This is a genomic window from Streptomyces sp. JH34 (genome assembly GCF_029428875.1).
Taxonomy (GTDB): domain Bacteria; phylum Actinomycetota; class Actinomycetes; order Streptomycetales; family Streptomycetaceae; genus Streptomyces.
Map to the genome: position 1 here is coordinate 2,880,798 of NZ_JAJSOO010000001.1, position 17,764 is coordinate 2,898,561.

General features: G+C 71.3%; 15 protein-coding genes. 6 read left to right on the plus strand and 9 right to left on the minus strand.

What is annotated here, in order from left to right:
- Positions 1 to 228 precede the first annotated feature (228 nt).
- Entirely contained in the window at positions 229 to 1,815 is a 1,587-nt protein-coding gene (locus tag LWJ43_RS12515; RefSeq protein ID WP_277332362.1) for a M23 family metallopeptidase, read from the plus strand.
- Between the two features lie 214 nt (positions 1,816 to 2,029).
- On the opposite strand, the gene pcrA is transcribed toward LWJ43_RS12515, so the two are convergent.
- Positions 2,030 to 4,468 carry a DNA helicase PcrA gene (gene pcrA / locus LWJ43_RS12520; protein ID WP_277332363.1) on the minus strand — a complete coding sequence of 813 codons (2,439 nt, stop codon included), beginning with the start codon at positions 4,466 to 4,468 and terminating at the stop codon, positions 2,030 to 2,032.
- Between the two features lie 448 nt (positions 4,469 to 4,916).
- On the opposite strand from pcrA, the gene LWJ43_RS12525 reads away from it, so the two are divergent.
- Entirely contained in the window at positions 4,917 to 6,047 is a 1,131-nt protein-coding gene (locus LWJ43_RS12525) for a C40 family peptidase (RefSeq protein WP_277332364.1), read from the plus strand.
- Between the two features lie 70 nt (positions 6,048 to 6,117).
- Here the strand turns inward: LWJ43_RS12525 and LWJ43_RS12530 are convergent, their stop codons facing one another.
- Entirely contained in the window at positions 6,118 to 6,471 is a 354-nt protein-coding gene (locus tag LWJ43_RS12530) for a hypothetical protein (protein WP_014154518.1), read from the minus strand.
- Positions 6,472 to 6,827: 356 nt separating this feature from the next.
- On the opposite strand from LWJ43_RS12530, the gene LWJ43_RS12535 reads away from it, so the two are divergent.
- Positions 6,828 to 7,898, plus strand: coding sequence for a C40 family peptidase (locus tag LWJ43_RS12535; RefSeq protein ID WP_277332365.1), 1,071 nt, complete (start codon positions 6,828 to 6,830; stop codon positions 7,896 to 7,898).
- 12 nt (positions 7,899 to 7,910) lie between these two features.
- Positions 7,911 to 8,666, plus strand: a complete 756-nt coding sequence (locus tag LWJ43_RS12540) for a GNAT family N-acetyltransferase (RefSeq protein WP_277332366.1) — start codon at positions 7,911 to 7,913, stop codon at positions 8,664 to 8,666.
- Between the two features lie 13 nt (positions 8,667 to 8,679).
- Here LWJ43_RS12540 and LWJ43_RS12545 read toward each other — a convergent pair whose 3' ends face one another.
- Both LWJ43_RS12545 and LWJ43_RS12550 read right to left on the minus strand, forming a co-directional pair.
- The gene (locus tag LWJ43_RS12545) at positions 8,680 to 9,375 is read right to left on the minus strand and encodes a LuxR C-terminal-related transcriptional regulator (protein ID WP_031096516.1); all 696 of its coding nucleotides are present in this window, start codon (positions 9,373 to 9,375) and stop codon (positions 8,680 to 8,682) included.
- Positions 9,372 to 10,670 (minus strand): ATP-binding protein, encoded by a 1,299-nt coding sequence (locus LWJ43_RS12550; RefSeq protein ID WP_277332367.1) that lies wholly within the window; start codon positions 10,668 to 10,670, stop codon positions 9,372 to 9,374. Before LWJ43_RS12550 ends, LWJ43_RS12545 begins: the two co-directional genes overlap by 4 nt.
- A 175-nt stretch (positions 10,671 to 10,845) precedes the next feature.
- On the opposite strand from LWJ43_RS12550, the gene LWJ43_RS12555 reads away from it, so the two are divergent.
- Together LWJ43_RS12555 and LWJ43_RS12560 are read left to right on the plus strand one after the other, a co-directional pair.
- Positions 10,846 to 12,180 (plus strand): PspC domain-containing protein, encoded by a 1,335-nt coding sequence (locus tag LWJ43_RS12555; protein WP_277332368.1) that lies wholly within the window; start codon positions 10,846 to 10,848, stop codon positions 12,178 to 12,180.
- On the plus strand, positions 12,167 to 12,433 hold the full coding sequence (locus tag LWJ43_RS12560) for a hypothetical protein (RefSeq protein ID WP_277332369.1): 267 nt from the start codon (positions 12,167 to 12,169) through the stop codon (positions 12,431 to 12,433). The genes LWJ43_RS12555 and LWJ43_RS12560 overlap by 14 nt, the downstream gene beginning before the upstream one ends.
- 38 nt (positions 12,434 to 12,471) lie before the next feature.
- On the opposite strand, the gene LWJ43_RS12565 is transcribed toward LWJ43_RS12560, so the two are convergent.
- From LWJ43_RS12565 to guaA, 5 genes are all read right to left on the minus strand, one after another.
- Entirely contained in the window at positions 12,472 to 12,981 is a 510-nt protein-coding gene (locus LWJ43_RS12565; RefSeq protein ID WP_277332370.1) for a DoxX family protein, read from the minus strand.
- A gap of 76 nt (positions 12,982 to 13,057) precedes the next feature.
- A complete protein-coding gene (locus tag LWJ43_RS12570) occupies positions 13,058 to 14,326 on the minus strand; it encodes a hypothetical protein (RefSeq protein ID WP_277332371.1) in 1,269 nt (422 codons plus the stop codon).
- Between the two features lie 129 nt (positions 14,327 to 14,455).
- Complete coding sequence (locus LWJ43_RS12575) at positions 14,456 to 15,211, minus strand: SAM-dependent methyltransferase (RefSeq protein WP_277332372.1); 756 nt, start codon at positions 15,209 to 15,211, stop codon at positions 14,456 to 14,458.
- A 56-nt stretch (positions 15,212 to 15,267) separates the two neighbouring features.
- Positions 15,268 to 15,873: a Uma2 family endonuclease gene (locus LWJ43_RS12580; RefSeq protein WP_277332373.1), complete on the minus strand. Its 606-nt coding sequence runs from the start codon at positions 15,871 to 15,873 to the stop codon at positions 15,268 to 15,270.
- A gap of 116 nt (positions 15,874 to 15,989) precedes the next feature.
- Positions 15,990 to 17,576, minus strand: coding sequence for a glutamine-hydrolyzing GMP synthase (gene guaA, locus LWJ43_RS12585; protein ID WP_277332374.1), 1,587 nt, complete (start codon positions 17,574 to 17,576; stop codon positions 15,990 to 15,992).
- Positions 17,577 to 17,764: the final 188 nt, after the last annotated feature.

Below are 17,764 nucleotides of genomic sequence, written 5' to 3' on the forward strand. Positions count from 1 at the left end.
TCGCCGGACCGCCGAACCCCCAACAAATAGAACGCGTTTCGAACATACGGCCAAGGCTGCCTCTTCGGTCCACCGAAAGGCAGCCGATTGCCCGTTTCCTGAGGGACTGAAAGCCCCCGAAGATTGTCGTCCTCACCTACCGCCGGGTACAGTCGCGGCCACTGCTCACCCCGGGATCCCCCACCGGACCCCGGAACAGGTCCTGCTGCCGAGGCGAGAGAGAAGTTGGTGAACGACCAGCACCCCCACGCCGGGCATGCCGGATACGACAGCCATTCCACCGGCAGTTTCGACACCGACCCGCTCTTCGGGTCCCTCCCGGGCCAGTACGACAGCAGCCCCGCGACGACGTACGGCGACGGTTACGCCCCGGCGTACGACGGCGGCCAGTGGGACACCGGAGCACATCAACAGGCCTCCTACGACGCCTATGACGCCCAGGCCCACCCGCAGGCACCTCAGGGCTACGACACCACCGCCGGCTGGATGCCCGAGGCCGGGATCCCGGCACCGGCCGACGCGACGGGCCAGTGGGACACCACCGGCTGGGACCACACCGGCCAGTGGGCGGCGGGCGACACCGGCGCCTTCCCCACCACCACGTTCGACACCACGGCCTACGCCACCGGCTCGTTCAGCACTCCCGCCTTCGAGACCGCGGGCTACGAGAGCTACGCGGCCGCCGAGACCGGCACCTACGACGCCACCGCCTGGAACACCGGCGCCACGCCCGAGAGCGCCACGTACGCACCCGAACAGACGTCGTACCCCTCACACGAACAGCCGTCGGTGTCCTACGAGTCGTACGGGACGGCAGAGTTCGCCTCGCTCGACGGAACCGGCGCCCACGACTTCGGCTCCCACGACCTCCAGGACTCCCCCGGCTCCCACGATCACTTCGGGACCGACGCGGCGGGGACGGCAGGCGCGTACACGGACGTGTACGACGAGGCACCCGAGACCGGAACCGAAGTCGGCGGGACGACGCCCGAGGCCGTCGACGTGACCGCGGAATCGGCCGCCGTGGAGATCCCCGCACACCCTGTGGGCCGTTCCTCCGCCCCCCGCGGCGGCAGCCGTGGCCGGCGCCGCACCCCCGCGAAGCGCTCCGCGCTCCTCACCGTCGCCGTCCCGTCCGCCTGCGTCATGAGCGTCGCGGGCATCGCCGCCGCCTCCGTGGGCGGTGTGGGCGGGGGCGAGGAGACGAAGGACGACACCACGTCCATGGCCGCCGCGGACCTGGTGAAGCCGGCTGTGGCCAACAACAAGCTGGACACCCAGCTCGCCAACCTCAGCGCCGACGCCGAGAACTTCGCCGACCGTGCCAGCCGCACCCAGGAGCGCATCGACCTGAAGGAGCGTCAGGCCACCGAGAAGAAGAAGCGCGAGGAGGAGGCCGCACGCCGTGAGGCGCTGCGTCCCAAGTTCGTCCTCCCCGTGCAGCAGCACGGTCTCAGCGCCACCTACGGTCAGGCCGGTGTGAACTGGATGTCCGTGCACACGGGCATCGACTTCCCCGTCTCCTACGGCACCCCCGTGATGGCGGCGACCGACGGCACGGTCCGCACCCAGTGGAACAGCGCCTACGGGAACATGGCCATCGTCACCGCGGCCGACGGCACCGAGACCTGGTACTGCCACCTCAGCACCACCAAGATCCGCTCCGGCTCGGTCAAGGCCGGCGACGTCATCGCCTACTCGGGGAACTCCGGCAACTCCACCGGCCCGCACTTGCACTTCGAGGTCAGGCCCGGCGGCGGCTCCGCTATCGACCCGATGCCCTGGCTCCGCAGCCACGGCGTCAACCCGTACTGAGGGACCGCCCGCGCCGGGCCATGACGTCCCGGCGGCCGCCCGCCCGGCCGGATCAGCGCCGCGGGCCGGGCGGAGCCTGTCGCCCCGGCCGGATCAACGCGCTTGAACCGGCCGGGTGAGCACCTTCCGGCCGGTTCGGAGCGTGACGGCCGGTTCGGAGCGTGACGGCCGGTTCGGAGCGTGACGGCCGGTTCGGAGCGTGACGGCCGGTTGTTCAGAGCTTCTCGACCGGCGCGTAGCGCAGGAGCAGCTTCTTCGGCCTCTCGTCGCCGAAGTCGACCGTCGCCTTCGCCTTGTCGCCGAACCCGTCGACCGCCGTCACCGTGCCCAGACCGAACTGGTCGTGTGTGACCCGGTCCCCGACCGCCAGCGTGACCACCGGCTTCTCGGAGGTGCGCCGGGTCGCGAACCCCGACGGCCCCGACTTCGAGCGGGCCGAGGACAGGGACGACGTGATGCCGGACGTCGGTCCCGCCGACGCCGCCATCGGCCCCTTGCGCTTCCACTCCAGGTGCTGGTCCGGGATCTCCTCCAGGAACCGCGACGGCGGGTTGTACGAGGGCTGGCCCCATGCGCTCCGCATCGCCGCCCGGGTCAGGTAAAGGCGCTCGCGGGCACGCGTGATGCCCACGTAGGCGAGCCGGCGCTCCTCCTCCAGTTCCTTCACCTGACCGAGCGCGCGCATGTGCGGGAAGACACCGTCCTCCATGCCCGTCAGGAACACCACGGGGAACTCGAGGCCCTTGGCGGTGTGCAGCGTCATCAGCGTGACGACACCGGAGCCGTCCTCGTCCTCGTCGGGGATCTGGTCGGCGTCGGCGACGAGCGCGACCTTCTCCAGGAACTCGGCGAGCGTGCCCGCGCCCTCCTCCTCCGCCCGCTCCTGCTCGAATTCGAGAGCGACGGAGGCGAGCTCCTGGAGGTTCTCGATACGGGTCTCGTCCTGCGGGTCGGTGGACGCCTGGAGTTCGGCGAGATAGCCCGTCCGCTCCATGACGGCCTCCACCACGACCGCCGGTCCCGCGCCGGACTCCACGATCGTGCGGAGCTCCTCCATCAGCGTGTTGAACCTCTTCACGGCGTTCGCCGACCGGGCTGCCATGCCGTACGCCTCGTCGACACGGCGCAGCGCCTGCGGGAAGGAGATCTTCTCGCGCATCGAAAGGGCGTCGATCATCGCCTCGGCCCGGTCACCGATGCCCCGCTTGGGCACGTTGAGGATGCGGCGCAGCGGGACGGTGTCCTCGGGGTTGGACAGCACCCGGAGGTAGGCCAGGACGTCCCTGACCTCCTTGCGCTCGTAGAAGCGCACTCCGCCGACGACCTTGTAGGGCAGTCCGACACGGATGAAGATCTCTTCGAAGACACGGGACTGGGCGTTCGTGCGGTAGAAGACGGCGACGTCGCCCGCCTTCGAGTCGCCCGAGTCCGTCAGCCGGTCGATCTCGTCGGCGACGAACTGCGCCTCGTCGTGCTCGGTGTCCGCGACGTAGCCGGTGATCCGGGTGCCGGTGCCGGCGTTCGTCCAGAGGTTCTTGGGACGGCGGCTCTCGTTGCGCTCGATGACGGCGTTGGCCGCCGACAGGATCGTCTGCGTGGAGCGGTAGTTCTGCTCCAGCATGATCGTCGTCGCGTCCGGGTAGTCCTCCTCGAACTGGAGGATGTTGCGGATGGTCGCGCCGCGGAAGGCGTAGATCGACTGGTCCGCGTCACCGACGACGCACAGTTCGCCCGGTGCGTCGCCCTCGCCCGCCGGGCCCACCAGTTCGCGCACCAGGGTGTACTGCGCGTGGTTGGTGTCCTGGTACTCGTCGACCATGACGTGCCGGAAGCGGCGGCGGTAGTGCTCGGCGACGTCGGGGAACGCCTGGAGCAGGTGGACCGTCGTCATGATGATGTCGTCGAAGTCGAGGGCGTTCGCCTCGCGCAGGCGCGCCTGGTAGAGCGCGTAGGCCTGCGCCAGCGTCTTCTCGAACCCGTCGGCCGCCTGCCCCGCGAAGGTCTCCTCGTCGATCAGCTCGTTCTTGAGGTTCGAGACCTTCGCCGTGAACGACTTCGGCGGGTAGCGCTTCGGGTCGAGATCGAGATCGCGGCAGACCAGTGCCATCAGACGCTTGGAGTCGGCGGCGTCGTAGATCGAGAACGACGAGGTGAAGCCCAGGCGCTTCGACTCCCGGCGCAGGATCCGTACGCAGGCGCTGTGGAACGTCATGACCCACATGGCGTTGGCGCGCGGGCCGACGAGGTCCTCGACGCGCTCCTTCATCTCGCCGGCGGCCTTGTTGGTGAAGGTGATCGCGAGGATCTGCCCGGGGTGCACCCCGCGCTCGGCCAGGAGATGGGCGATCCGGTGGGTGAGCACCCGGGTCTTGCCCGAACCGGCGCCGGCCACGATGAGCAGCGGGGAGCCGGCGTGCACGACGGCTGCGCGCTGCTCGGTGTTCAGCCCGTCGAGCAGCGCGGCGGAGTCGACGACGGGGCGCGGGGCACCGTCGCGGTAGTAGGCCTCGCGCGGCGGCGGAGGCGCGTCGAAGACGTCCTCGAAGAGGCCCTCCGGCACCGTCTCGGGTGCGTGCTCCTCGGGGGGCGGCGGGGAGCCGTCCTCCCCTTGCTGGAGGCCGGTCAGGAAACTGTCGTCAAAGAGGCTGCTCATCGCCTCACGAGTCTAGGCGGCCGCACCGACAGCCCGGGCCGCATCGATGACAAGAGTCCGGAGCCGGGCGCGGAACGGAACGGACCCCCCACGGAACGTGAGATTCCAGGGCTGATTCCGGCCATGCGGACCACCACCGGGAAAAGGTCACGAAAATGTATCGGGCATATCGAACATCAACCTTCACAGGGACACCACGGGTTGGCTAGCGTGCTCCGACGGGTGCCCCGTACCCCCTTGAGGCGAACCGCGCCGCACGGGCACCCCCGCCGAATCCGTACCCTCCGAAGGGGCGCGGGACCGGGGACCCACACGCAGCACCGGGGTGAACCGGTCCGTCTCCATCGGACCGTAGGGCAGCCTTCCGTTCCGCCCGAACCCTCCCCCAGTGCCCGAACGGCCTGGGGGGACCCCCATCGCTAACCCGGCAGGCGGTCCACGGAAGGAGATGCCGGCCTTGGCGTCGCATCGCAAGCCGCGCACCCGCGTGCGCACCACCCCTGCCGTAGGTCTCACGACCGCGGCACTCGCCTCCGTCACCCTGCTCTCCACGCAGAGCGCGACGGCTGCCCCCCTCGAGCCCAAGCCCGGCATCGAGGAAGTGCAGAAGAAGGTCGACGACCTCTACCGGCAGGCCGGCACGGCGACGCAGCAGTACAACAAGGCGAAGACCGCCTCGGCCGAGCAGCGCTCCAAGGTGGACGCACTGCTGGAGGCCGCGGCGAAGCGGGCCGACAAGCTCAACGAGACCCGCCGCGAACTGGGCAACTACGCGGCCGCGCAGTACCGGAGCGGCTCGATCGCCCCCACGGCGACCTTCTTCCTGGCGGACGACCCGCAGTCGTACTTCGACCAGGACCAGCTGATGGCCCGGATGACCAGCCGGCAGCAGAAGGCGGTGGCCGACTTCCGTACGCAGCAGAAGGAGGCGGCGGCCAAGCGTGCCGAGGCGACGAAGAGCCTGGAGACGCTCACCGAGTCGCAGGCCTCCCTGCGGACCAGCAAGCAGCAGGTGCAGACGAAGCTCACCGAGGCGCGCACCCTGCTGTCGAAGCTGACCGCCGAGGAGAAGGCGCGGATCGCGGAGCTGGAGCGCAAGAAGGAGGCGGAGGCCGAGCGCAAGGCCGAGGAGCTGGCCCGGCAGCAGGCAGCGAAGGCGAAGGCCGAGCAGCCCGCCGCGGCGGAGACCGCGCAGGGAGACTCGGGCACGGGCTCCGACAGCGGTTACGCCTCCAAGGCCGAGCAGGTCCTGGCCTTCGCACGCGCCCAGATCGGCAAGCCGTACGTGTGGGGGGCGACGGGCCCGTCCTCGTACGACTGCTCCGGACTCACCCAGGCCGCCTGGAAGGCCGCGGGCGTCGATCTGCCGCGCACCACCTGGGACCAGGTCGAGGTCGGCACCCGGGTGGCCACGGCGGATCTGCGGCCGGGGGACCTGGTCTTCTTCTACGACGACATCAGCCACGTCGGCATCTACAAGGGCGGCGGCATGATGATCCACGCGCCCAAGCCGGGTGCGAACGTCCGCGAGGAGTCGATCTACTACATGCCGATCTACGGCAGCGTGCGCCCGGCGTAGCCACGCCACTCACACACGGAGGAGGGCCCGGGGTCGGTCCCCGGGCCCTCCTCCGTGCGACCGCCGCCGCTCAGGTCCAGAGCGTGGCGATGAAGATGTTGGCGACCGTCAGTCCGCCGACCGCGGCGAACGCGCCCTTGTCCACCTTCTCGTCGTCCCGCTTCACGTAGACGAGCGCCAGGATCACGATCAGGACCAGCAGCTTGACGCCGATCTTGATGTTGTTCACGCTCTGGTCGTCGGCCTGGTTGAGCCCGACCAGGGCGACACCCGTGACGAGCATGGTGAGCGCACCGTGCAGCATGGCCGGGACGAAGCGGGCCTCGCCCGCCCCCATGGCCTTCATCTGCGTCAGGAAGCCGCCCAGCAGGGAGGCGATACCGATGATGTGCAAGGCCACGAAGACATTGATGAGTACGTCCATGGCCGCAGCCTAACCGCGGCCATATCACCACTCTTCGGCCAGGTACGACTTACCGATGAGTTGCCCCTTGGTCTGCACGAATTGCCGGACTCCGGCTGAATTTTCCTGTCATCCGACGGAAACGAAACAGCACATGAGGGCAATAGCTGTCATTACGCCTCTTCCCTCTGTGCCGGGTTTAGCGTCCCTCCCAGGTGACCGGATCTCCATCGCCGCCCCCGCACCGGGGCGGCACCCCGGTCTCCCCGCCGGAGTCCGGCGGCGGTCCACTCCCCCCTGTGGTGACCCGCCGCCGGACCCGGGCGGGCCCGCGGCACCCACCGCCGGGCAGTCGAACGGAAGGACGCACCACCCCCGTGGCCGCCCATCGAGAAGCCGCTCACCGCAAGCCCAGGCAGCGCCTGTTCACCGGGCCCGCCGCCCGCACGGCGGCCACCCTCGCCCTGGCCGGGGCGGCGACCGCGACCGCCCTCGAAGGCGCCGCACAGGCCGACCCCCAGCTCACCACGGCCCAGGTCGAGGCCAAGGTCGACCGTCTCTACCACGACGCCGAGGTGGCCACCGAGAAGTACAACGGCGCGAAGGAACAGTCCGCGGCCTCGGAGAAGTCCCTGGACGCCCTGCGTGACGAGGCCGCCCGCAGGACCGAGCGCCTCAACACCGCACGCGACGCCCTCGGCTCCTACGCGACCGCCCAGTACCGCGGCGCCGGGATCGACCCGGCCGTGCGGCTGGCCCTCTCCTCGGACCCGGACGAGTATCTGGAGCGCGCCTCCTTCGAGGACCGGGCGGGCGACCGCCAGGCCGGTGCGATCAACGGCGTGCGCAGGCAGATCGGCGACATCGCCCGGCTCCGCGCGCGGGCCCAGGACGAGCTGGCGGTCCTCACGTCCCGCCAGGCCGAGCTGAAGAAGCAGAAGGACGCCGTCCGCACCAAGCTCGCCGGTGCGCGCAAGCTGCTGGCCACCCTCACCGCCGACCAGCGCGCCGCCTACGAGCGCTCGGCCGACGCCGCGCACGGCGGCAGTGCCGTGCGGGCCGACCGGAGCACCCCGCGCGGTTCCGTGGCCGCCCCCGACGCCCGCGCGGCCCAGGCCGTCGACTTCGCGTACGGGGCCCTCGGCAAGCCGTACGTCTGGGGCGCCACCGGGCCTTCCTCCTTCGACTGCTCCGGGCTCACCCAGGCCGCCTGGCGCACGGCGGGCATCTCCCTGCCCCGGACGACCTACACACAGATCAACGCGGGTCAGCGCGTGTCGCGTTCCGAACTGGCGCCGGGGGACCTGGTGTTCTTCTACCCGGGGGTCACCCATGTCGGGCTGTACATCGGCGGTGGGCAGATGATCCACGCCCCGCGCCCCGGAGCGCCCGTACGTATCGCGCCGATCTCCGAAATGCCTTTCGCCGGAGCGACCCGCGTCGCCTAGGCTCTCGGGCCCATGGACACCGCCATTCAGAACTACGCGCGCACCCTCGCCCTCCGCTCCCCGGACCACTACCGGGTGGGGCCGTTCACCGTGCGCCACAACCCGGGCTGGGACCTGAAGTTCGCGAACTACGCCATCCCCGACCGCCACGCCGAGCCCACCGCGCGGGACATCGGCGACCTGGTCGCGGCCTTCCGCGAACACGAGCGGCTGCCCCGGCTGGAATTCCTGCCCGCCTGGGCTCCGGCCGTCGAACCGGCCCTGCTGGCCGCCGGTTTCACCGTGGAGAACCGCGCACCGGTCATGGCCTGCGCCCCTGAAGGCCTCGTCCCGCCGAAACCGGTGGACGGCCTCCGGGTCGCCGAGCCCGTCACCGACACGGAGTTCATCACCGCGGCATCCGTGCAGCACACGGGATTCGGCGGCGCGGGCGGTCCGGACGACGGAGAGATCGCGTGGCTCCGCGGGGCGACGGCGGGTGGCGGGGTCTCGGCACTCGCCACCGTGGACGGCCTGCCCGCCGGGGCGGGCGGCTGCTCGGCCCCGGCGGACGGAATCGGCGAACTGGCCGGCCTGGCCGTCGCCGACGCCTTCCGCCGCCGGGGCGTCGGCGCGGCGCTCTCCGCCTGGCTGACCCGCACCGCCTTCGACCGCGGCTTCGACACCGTGTGGCTGGAGCCGGGCGGCCCCGACGTCGAGCGGATCTACGCGTCCATCGGCTACCGCAGGACCGGCGAGAAGCTCAACATCTCTCTCGCCCCCGCCTGAGCGTGCGCGCGGCTCAGACCAGCCGCCGGGCCGTCGCCCACCGGGTCAGCTCGTGCCGGTTGGAGAGCTGGAGCTTGCGCAGCACCGCCGAGACGTGGGACTCGACCGTCTTCACCGAGATGAACAGCTGCTTGGCGATCTCCTTGTACGCGTACCCCCGGGCGATCAGCCGCAGCACCTCCCGCTCGCGCTGCGTCAGCCGGTCCAGGTCCTCGTCGACCGGCGGGGCGTCCGTCGAGGCGAACGCGTCCAGGACGAAGCCGGCCAGCCGCGGGGAGAACACCGCGTCGCCCTCCTGGACCCGGAAGACGGAGTCGACGAGGTCACTACCCGTGATCGTCTTGGTGACGTAGCCGCGGGCGCCACCGCGGATGACCCCGATGACGTCCTCGGCGGCGTCCGAGACGGACAGCGCCAGGAAGCGCACCGGGTTCTCGACCGCGCCCATCATCGGGGCGCAGCGCCGCAGCACCTCGACGCCGCCGCCGCCGGGGAGGTGGACGTCGAGGAGGACGACCTCGGGCCGGGTCGCGGTGATCACGGTGACCGCCTGGTCGACGTCGGCGGCCTCGCCGACGACCTCCACCCCGGTCTCCTCGGTGCGGCCGATCTCGGCCTGGACCCCGGTGCGGAACATGCGGTGGTCGTCGACGAGCACGACCCGTACCCGGCGCTCCGGGCCCCCGGTCGCTTCGGTGTTCTCGGTCATTGGCTCGCCCTCTCCATCTCCAGCTCGACTTCCGTGCCCCCGCCGGGCACCGAACGCAGCCGCGCCGTACCGCCGTTGCGCTGCATCCGGCCGATGATCGATTCTCGTACGCCCATCCTGTCGCCCGGTACCGCGTCCAGGTCGAATCCAGGCCCCCGGTCCCGTACGGAGACGAAGACCGTGCGGCCCTCCACCTCGGCGAAGACCTGGACGGCGCCGCCCTCGCCACCGTACTTCGCGGCGTTGACCATCGCCTCGCGTGCGGCCTGCATCTGGGCCGCCAGCTTCTCGTCGAGCGGGCAGTCGCCGACGACGACGACCTCCAGCGGGACGCCGTGCTTGTCCTCGACCTCGGCCGCGGCACGCTTGACCGCCTCGGCCAGATTCGTGGGCTCGTCGTCCTCGTCCTTGCCCGTACCCGAGGGGTCGTACAGCCAGTTGCGCAGCTCGCGTTCCTGCGCGCGGGCGAGCCTGCGGACCTCGCCGCCGTCGTCCGCGTTGCGCTGGATCAGGGTGAGCGTGTGCAGGACCGAGTCGTGGACGTGGGCGGCGACCTCGGCACGTTCCTGGGCCCGGATGCGCATCAGGCGTTCCTCGGAGAGGTCCTGCGTCATCCGTACGAGATAGGGGCCCGCGAGCAGCGCGATTCCGGTGAGCACGGCGATGGCGGCGGTCAGCGCTGTACCGAGCTGGGCCGCCGAGCCCCGCACCACGATGAAGGCGGCGAGGCCGAGGCCGACGAGCGCGACGCCCGCGAGTCCTCGCGCCAGGTGCAGCACCCTGCGACTGCGTCCGGCCTCCATCCAGCGGGCCCGTCGCGCGTTGTCCGCCTGGCGCCACACCAGGACGGAGCCCGCGCCTATCAGCAGCGCCGGCCAGACGTAACGGTCCGCCTTGCTGCCCATGTCGACGTTACCGACGAAGATCATGGCGCCGACGAGCAGTGCGACCAGCGCGAAGACCTGGCCCTTGTCGGGCTTGCGGAGTCTGCGCCGCCCGTCGGGGGCGGTCTCGAAGATGGACCGATCCACCCCGCCGGCTCCGCCGACCCCGCCGACCCCGAGCGGCACGACGATCCAGAACACCGCGTAGAGCAGGGCGCCCAGGCCGTCCGCGAAGAACAGTCCGAGGAAGACGAACCGGACCCAGACGACGGGCAGTCCCATATGGCCGGCCAGTCCGCGCGCGACGCCGCCGAGCATCCGTCCGTCGGCGCTGCGGTACAGCTTGCGCGGCGCCGGCTCCTCCGGGTCCGGGGCGTGGGAGCTCGGGGCTCGGGTCGTGGCTGCTGGCATGCACCGATCGTCACACGTTCCGGCGGGTCGTGGCATCAGGGTCTGCCCGGACTCGACCCTGAGGGCCCGGCTGCCGTGCGGTCCGGGCCCCCGGGGACCTCCGGGAGGCAATATCAGGGATCGGCCAGGGTCGTCGGGGGCCCCACGAGGGCGTACGGGCCGTCACCATGGACCCATGACCGTTCCCCAGGACGCCTCCCCCGGCGTCGCTCCGCCCCCCGAGCCGGGACCGCGGCTGCAGCGCAGTCCGCGGCAGAAAGTGGTGGCCGGGGTGTGCGGCGGGCTCGGCCGGTACTGCGACGTGGACCCGGTGATCTTCCGGATCGTGCTCGGTGTCCTCGCGGTGACGGGCGGCGTCGGCCTGATCTTCTACGGCTTCGCGTGGCTGCTCCTCCCGGTGGAGGGCGAGGACGGGAACGAGGCGCGCCGACTGCTCTCGGGCCGGGTCGAAGGCGCCTCCCTCGTCGCGCTGCTGCTGGCCCTGGTGGGCTGCGGGCTGCTGCTGTCGATGCTGCACAACGGCGGGATGCTCGCCTTCGCCGCGATGCTGTCGCTGACCGTGGTCGGCTTCTCCGTCTGGACGCAGCACCGCCGGACCGTGCCCCCCGAGGAAGCGCCGGGCACGGCGGCGTACACCCCGAAGAGCGCGGCGCACACCGCCGGACACGGGGCACCCCCCGAGGTGAAGGCGCCGCCCTCCCCGGGCAGCCCGTCCTGGTGGCGGGATCCGATCGTCAAGGACGGCACGACCGGCCCGGCGGGGACCGGCTATCTGTGGGGCCCCGCCGACGCGGTCTCCGAGGCGGCGGAGCCGGGCGGGCGCAGGGCGACTCCGGACGACCCGTTCCGCCCTCCCCACCGCGTGCAGGGCACCCGGGGCCCGCGCTCGATCGCCGGCCTGGTGTTCCTGTTCGCCATGGTCGCGGGCGGCCTGGGGACGGGGCTGAGCTGGGAGACCCATCCGCTGGGGACGAGTCTGCAGATCGGACTCGCCGCCGCCCTGGGGGTGTTCGGCCTGGGCCTGCTGATCGCGTCCGTCGTCGGCAGGACCGGCTTCGGCACGATCGTGCTGGCCATGATCACGGCCGGGCTGCTCGCGGGTGCCTCCGCCATCCCCCGGGACATCGGTACCGACTGGGTCCGCAAGGAGTGGCGTCCCGCGTCGGTGGCCACGGTCCGGCCGGAGTACAAGGTCAACACCGGTATCGCGAAGCTGGACCTCTCCCGGATCACCGTGCCGAAGGGCGAGACCCTGCGCACCCGCGTCCAGGTCGCGGCGGGCCGCGCGCTCGTCGTCGTGCCCGCGGGGGTGACGGTGAAGGTGGACGCCGAAGCGGGCCTCGGCGACATCCGGCTCCCCACGGACCGGCGCAAGGACGTGGACATCGCCCCCGACCGGCACATCCGGCGCACCATCGGCCCCGCGGAGAACAGCAAGCCCGCCGGAACCCTCGAACTGGGCATGGGGACCGGAATCGGACAACTGGAGGTCATCCGTGCCGCGTCATGAGTTCCGGCCGGGCCGCGCGGTGGCGGGCCTCGTCATGCTCACCCTGGCGGGCGGCTACGCGGCGGACGCGGCAGGTGCGTGGAACGCACCGTGGACGTACTTCGCCGCCGTGTTCCTCGGCGGACTGTGGCTTGCGGCCACGGTGACGTGGGTGAGCTACCGCGCGCGGCGACGGCGCGCGGCGCGGAGGACGGCGGCGGAGGGAGCGGCGGCCCGTGAGCCCTCGCACAGTGGTTCCACCAGGGCGCCCTGAGTGCCGGCGGATGTCCCGTCAGCAGGGGCCCGGTGTCCTCAGATCCGCCCGGGGCGCCGCCCGCCCCGCAAGGCGTCCACCGACCAGTAGGTCGCGCCGGCGAGAAGCAGCGGCAGCCAGGCCATGAGGTAGATCAGGTCGTTGCCGTAGTAGTACGGCGTGCTCTGCCAGCTCACCGTCAGCCACAGGCTCAGCGAGATCAGCGCCCCGCCGAGTGCCGCGAGCCGGGCCCACAGACCGGCCAGGGTGCCGAGGCCGACGAGGAGTTCACCGATCGCGATGGCGTAACCGAAGCCCGAGGGGCTCTTCAGCGCAAGGTCGACGAGGCCCGGGATCGCCGCGCTGTCGCGTACGGCGTGCATCATCTCGCCGATCGAACCCGCCCCGTTCGCCGACAGGAACGCGCCGTCGGTCAGCTTGTCCAGCCCCGCGTAGACGAAGGTGACGCCGAGAAAGATCCGCAGGGGAAGGAGTGCGTACTCCCCCGCCCGGTCCCTGAGACTCCTGGGCTCGTCCAGTCCGTAGGAACCGCCCCTGTACCCGTGCATCACCGCTCCGCCTTCCGTTGGCCTTCGGACAGACCATACGTACGCCGGGTTCGGGGCCGCTCACCAGGTGTGCGGCTCAGTCCATGACATCGATGACGCAGGAGTTCGTCTCCACCCCCGCCGCCGTGACCACCTGTACCTCCACGGCGCCCGGTTCGACCTCGACCGGTACGGGCACGGTGAGCACGGTGTCCGCCGGGTTGGCGAAGCCTCCGGTGACCGGGATGAGCGGTACGTGCACGTGCACCCGGCCGATCCTGACGACCACCCGCGCCAGCCGGTCGGGGCTGCCCGCTCCGGGCGGGACGAAGCCCGCGCCGCGGATCTCGATGTCGTCGCCGGTACGGATCGGGGCGTCGAGGTCCCCGGCCTCCCTGGCCCGCACGACCGACAGGATGACCGGCCGGCCACCCTCCGCGTACTTCCCGGCGAAGTACGTCACCGCCGAGACGGCCACCAGGACGGCCAGGCCCCACGGGAGGTCGGGCAACTGCTCCGGGCGGCGGGCCAGGCGGACCGCGGCGAAGAGTACGGCAACGGTGCTGACCAGCACGTACTGCACATCGGTGAAGCTGCCGCGCCCGGAGTCGTCGGTCAGCAGATCGGCGGCGCGCGGCCGGTCGGCGCGGAGCTTCTGCAGCCGCTGGGACAGCACGCGCACGGTCACCACCCGGCGTACGACGACGGCGACGGCGCAGACCAGCGCGAGCACGGTCAGGACGCCGGCCGAGCGGACCAGGTCCAGGCCCTCGATCAGGGTGTCGCGGTCGGCGTGGTCGGACGCCCCGGCCAGTTGCAGCGCGAGGACGAGCACGGCGAAGACGGCGAGCAGCACCCAGGAGGCGGCGACGGTGCGCGAGGTGGAGAGCCGGTTGTCCTCGCCGATCAGCGGGGCGAGGAGGCCGCCGCGGGCCCGGTGGACGCGGGCGGCACCGGTCAGCAGGCCCGCGGTCACGCAGGCGGCGATCAGGCCCGCGGTGCGGGCCGTGGACCAGCCGGCGCCGATGGCGGTGACGGACTCGCCGACGACCAGCAGGGCGACACCGGCCCAGACCACGGCCAGGGTGCGCCGCCAGAGGGTGTGGAGCCAGGCGTCACCGGCCTCGCGGCTGCGTTCGGCGACCGTGCGGGCCGATTCGGTCAGCTCGTCCGAGACCCACTGCCGGGACGCGGAGACGGACTGGGCGACTCCGCCCGGCAGTCCCTGGCCGGCGGCGAGTTCGTCCCGCTTCGTGAGGAAGGCGGCCACGGCCCGCCGATGGCCTTCGCGTGCTCCGTGCGGGCAGTCACCGCACGTACAGCCACCGCCGTGCGTGCTTTTCGCCCTCGCCTCGTCCAACGCCACGGAGAACGCCGCCCTTTCCCACCCTGATCGAACCAACTCGCCGCTTATTTCTGCGAATTGTGCCGTACGGAGCGGGCTGTCCCCGCATCGGGGCGGGCCGGGGTCACGCGTCGCTTAAATGTGCGATTCTCAGGCGCCGAGGACGAGGTAGGCCAGGCCCAGCGTCCCCCGGTATCCGCCGTAGTACCCGGTGCGGCGCGCGTCGACGGCCTCGGTCACCGCGGCGTGCAGCCGGTGCCCCGGGTCGGCCGACGCCCAGCGCTCCCCGCGCCCGATGTTGGCCGCGGACTCGAAGAGGTCCCACTCGCGCTGGTCGGCGACGGTCACCTGGAGCGCCCTGAGCCCCGCGGCCTCCGCCTGCCGGATCAGCTCCAGGAGCGAGCCGAAGTCGTCCGGTTCCGCGCCGAGGCCCTCCAACGCGGCGGGCGAGGGCTCGCGCTCCCAGAACCCGTCGCCGAACAGCACCCTCCCGCCGGGCCGTACGGCTGCCTTCAGGGCTTTCAGCGCCTCCGGGGTGCCGCCGGGCCAGGCATGCGAGGAACCGATGCAGACGGCGAGGTCGTAGTCCTCGCCCGGGTATTCCGCCGCCGGGACCTCGTGGAACCTCACCCGGTCGGCGAGCCCCCGCTCCTCCACGAGCCGCACCCCCCGCGCGACGGCGTCCGGGTCCGTCTCGACACCGTCCCCGGTGGATCCGGGCGCCGCTTCGACCAGGCGCATCAGCAGTTCACCCCAGCCGCTGCCGAAGTCGGCGATCCGCGCGCCGGGAGCAGGCGCGCAAGCGGCGATCAGCTGGGCGGCATGCGCCTCGGACAGCGGGGTGTTCCAGATCAGGCTGTCGTTGCCGGGGGCGGACATGAGCGCGCGGACTTCTTCGGCTGACATGCGCCTCAGCCTGGCACGGCAGCTCCCCGACGGGCCATGCGTTTTACCGCCCCCGGTCACCGGCCCCGGTTGTAGACCTCCGTGAGGTCAGCCTCGACCGGGAACGGCACATCCAGCCTGAGCTTGTTGTGATGGATTCCTGTCGGCGTGTAGGCCTTGAGCGCGGGGTCGAGTTCGTAGACGTACACGATGGGCAAGCCGTCGTCGTTCGCCTCGACCCGCCAGAAGTGTCCGATCCCAGCAGCCGCGTACTTCCGTGGTTTGACGTCACGGTCCCGGCCGACGGAATCGGGCGACACCACTTCGACGGCCAGGACGACGTCCTCCGGGGCGTACCACGTCTGATCGGGACCCGTGTCCGCCTCAGCGCGGTAGACCAGCAGATCCGGCTCCGGTCTGTTGCTGCTGTCGAGCCTGATGCTCATCTCCCGGTCTACGTCCAGGCCGGTCGGGAGGTGCGCCAGCAGCGCCCTCTCCAGCAACCACATCACGCGCGTGTGGAACTTCCGCTGCGGACTCACGAAGACGAGACTCCCGTCGATCAGCTCTGTGTGCCGCGGCAGGTCCGGAAGCTGATCGAGATCCTCCGCCACCCAGCCCTGTGGCGGGGGGACGGGGTAGTGGTAGTGCTCGGCCAGATCGTCGTCGGGTGCGGCACTCATGATGGCTCCCATCTGGCTGAGTCTCGTCTCCTCAGCCAGCGTACCCAGCGGATACGACGATGCCGCCGCCCAAACGAATGAGCGACGGCATCGGCATTGACCTCAGGGAGCAGGGGTCACTCCCACTCGATCGTCCCCGGCGGCTTGCTCGTCACGTCGAGCACCACGCGGTTGACCTCGGCGACCTCGTTGGTGATGCGGGTCGAGATCTTCGCCAGCGTCTCGTACGGAAGTCGCGACCAGTCGGCCGTCATGGCGTCCTCGGAGGAGACCGGGCGCAGCACGATCGGGTGGCCGTAGGTGCGGCCGTCGCCCTGGACACCGACGCTGCGGACGTCCGCGAGCAGGACCACGGGGCACTGCCAGATGTCGCGGTCCAGGCCGGCCGCGGTCAGCTCCTCGCGGGCGATGGCGTCGGCCTCGCGCAGCAGGTCGAGCCGCTCCTTGGTGACGTCGCCGACGATGCGGATGCCGAGGCCGGGGCCGGGGAACGGCTGGCGCTGGACGATCTCCTCCGGCAGGCCGAGCTCCTGGCCGACCATCCGGACCTCGTCCTTGAACAGCTGGCGCAGCGGCTCGACGAGCTGGAACTCGATGTCGTCGGGGAGCCCGCCCACGTTGTGGTGGGACTTGATGTTGGCGGTGCCGGTGCCGCCACCGGACTCGACGACGTCCGGGTAGAGGGTGCCCTGGACGAGGAAGGCGACCTCGGGGCCGTCCTCCTGGAGGATCTCCAGCTGGGCCTGCTCGAAGACGCGGATGAACTCGCGGCCGATGATCTTCCGCTTCTGCTCCGGGTCGGACACACCGGCCAGGGCGTCGAGGAAGCGCTTCTCCGCGTCGACGACCTTCAGCTTCGCGCCGGTCGCGGCGACGAAGTCCTTCTCGACCTGCTCGGTCTCGCCCTTGCGCATCAGGCCGTGGTCGACGTACACGCAGGTGAGCTGGGAACCGATGGCCTTCTGCACGAGGGCCGCGGCGACCGCGGAGTCCACGCCGCCTGAGAGGCCGCAGATCGCGCGCTTGTCGCCGACCTGCTCGCGGATCAGGGCGATCTGCTCCTCGACGACGTTGGTGGTCGTCCAGGTCGGCTCGATGCCGGCGCCGCGGTAGAGGAAGTGCTCCAGGACCTGCTGGCCGTAGGTCGAATGCATGACCTCCGGGTGGTACTGGACGCCGTAGAGCTTCTTCTCGTCGTTCTCGAAGGCGGCGACCGGGACGACGTCCGTGGACGCGGTCACGGTGAAGCCCTCGGGGGCGGCGGAGCAGGCGTCGCCGTGCGACATCCAGACCGGCTGCTCGGAGGGGGTGCCCTCGAAGAGGGTGGAGCCCGCCTTGGAGACGGCGAGGGGGGTGCGGCCGTACTCGCGTGCGCCGTTGTCGTCGACCGTGCCGCCGAGGGTGGTGGCCATGATCTGGAAGCCGTAGCACATGCCGAATACCGGGACACCGGCCTCGAACAGCGCGCGGTCGATGCTGGGCGCGCCCTCCGCGTACACCGAGGACGGGCCGCCGGACAGGATGATCGCCCGGGGGTTCCTGGCCAGCATCTCGGCCACCGGCATGGTGGACGGGACGATCTCGCTGTAGACCCGGGCCTCACGGACACGGCGGGCGATGAGCTGGGCGTACTGGGCGCCGAAGTCGACAACCAGGACGACGTCGGTCGCGGTGTCGGGGGCGGCGGGGGGTGCTGCTGGCACTGGGGCGGCCTTCCGGCGGTGGAGAGGGGTCGGTCCACCCAATTCTACCGGCCGTGGGACATCGCCCCGCCGGGCTCCCGTCTCACCATCCGGGCCCTGCGTGGACCCGGGCCCCGGGCGGGGTCATACTTGCCCCATGCGTCAGCACACGATCTTCGTCTTTACCTATGGCACCCGGCCCGCCGGCT

Coding starts and splice junctions, on each gene's coding strand:
- pcrA (WP_277332363.1), bottom strand. CDS start 4,468: ATGAGCAGCCTCTTTGACGACAGTTTCCTGACCGGCCTCCAGCAAGGG.
- LWJ43_RS12525 (WP_277332364.1), top strand. CDS start 4,917: ATGCCGGCCTTGGCGTCGCATCGCAAGCCGCGCACCCGCGTGCGCACC.
- LWJ43_RS12530 (WP_014154518.1), bottom strand. CDS start 6,471: ATGGACGTACTCATCAATGTCTTCGTGGCCTTGCACATCATCGGTATC.
- LWJ43_RS12540 (WP_277332366.1), top strand. CDS start 7,911: ATGGACACCGCCATTCAGAACTACGCGCGCACCCTCGCCCTCCGCTCC.
- LWJ43_RS12545 (WP_031096516.1), bottom strand. CDS start 9,375: ATGACCGAGAACACCGAAGCGACCGGGGGCCCGGAGCGCCGGGTACGG.
- LWJ43_RS12550 (WP_277332367.1), bottom strand. CDS start 10,670: ATGCCAGCAGCCACGACCCGAGCCCCGAGCTCCCACGCCCCGGACCCG.
- LWJ43_RS12555 (WP_277332368.1), top strand. CDS start 10,846: ATGACCGTTCCCCAGGACGCCTCCCCCGGCGTCGCTCCGCCCCCCGAG.
- LWJ43_RS12565 (WP_277332370.1), bottom strand. CDS start 12,981: ATGCACGGGTACAGGGGCGGTTCCTACGGACTGGACGAGCCCAGGAGT.
- LWJ43_RS12575 (WP_277332372.1), bottom strand. CDS start 15,211: ATGTCAGCCGAAGAAGTCCGCGCGCTCATGTCCGCCCCCGGCAACGAC.
- LWJ43_RS12580 (WP_277332373.1), bottom strand. CDS start 15,873: ATGAGTGCCGCACCCGACGACGATCTGGCCGAGCACTACCACTACCCC.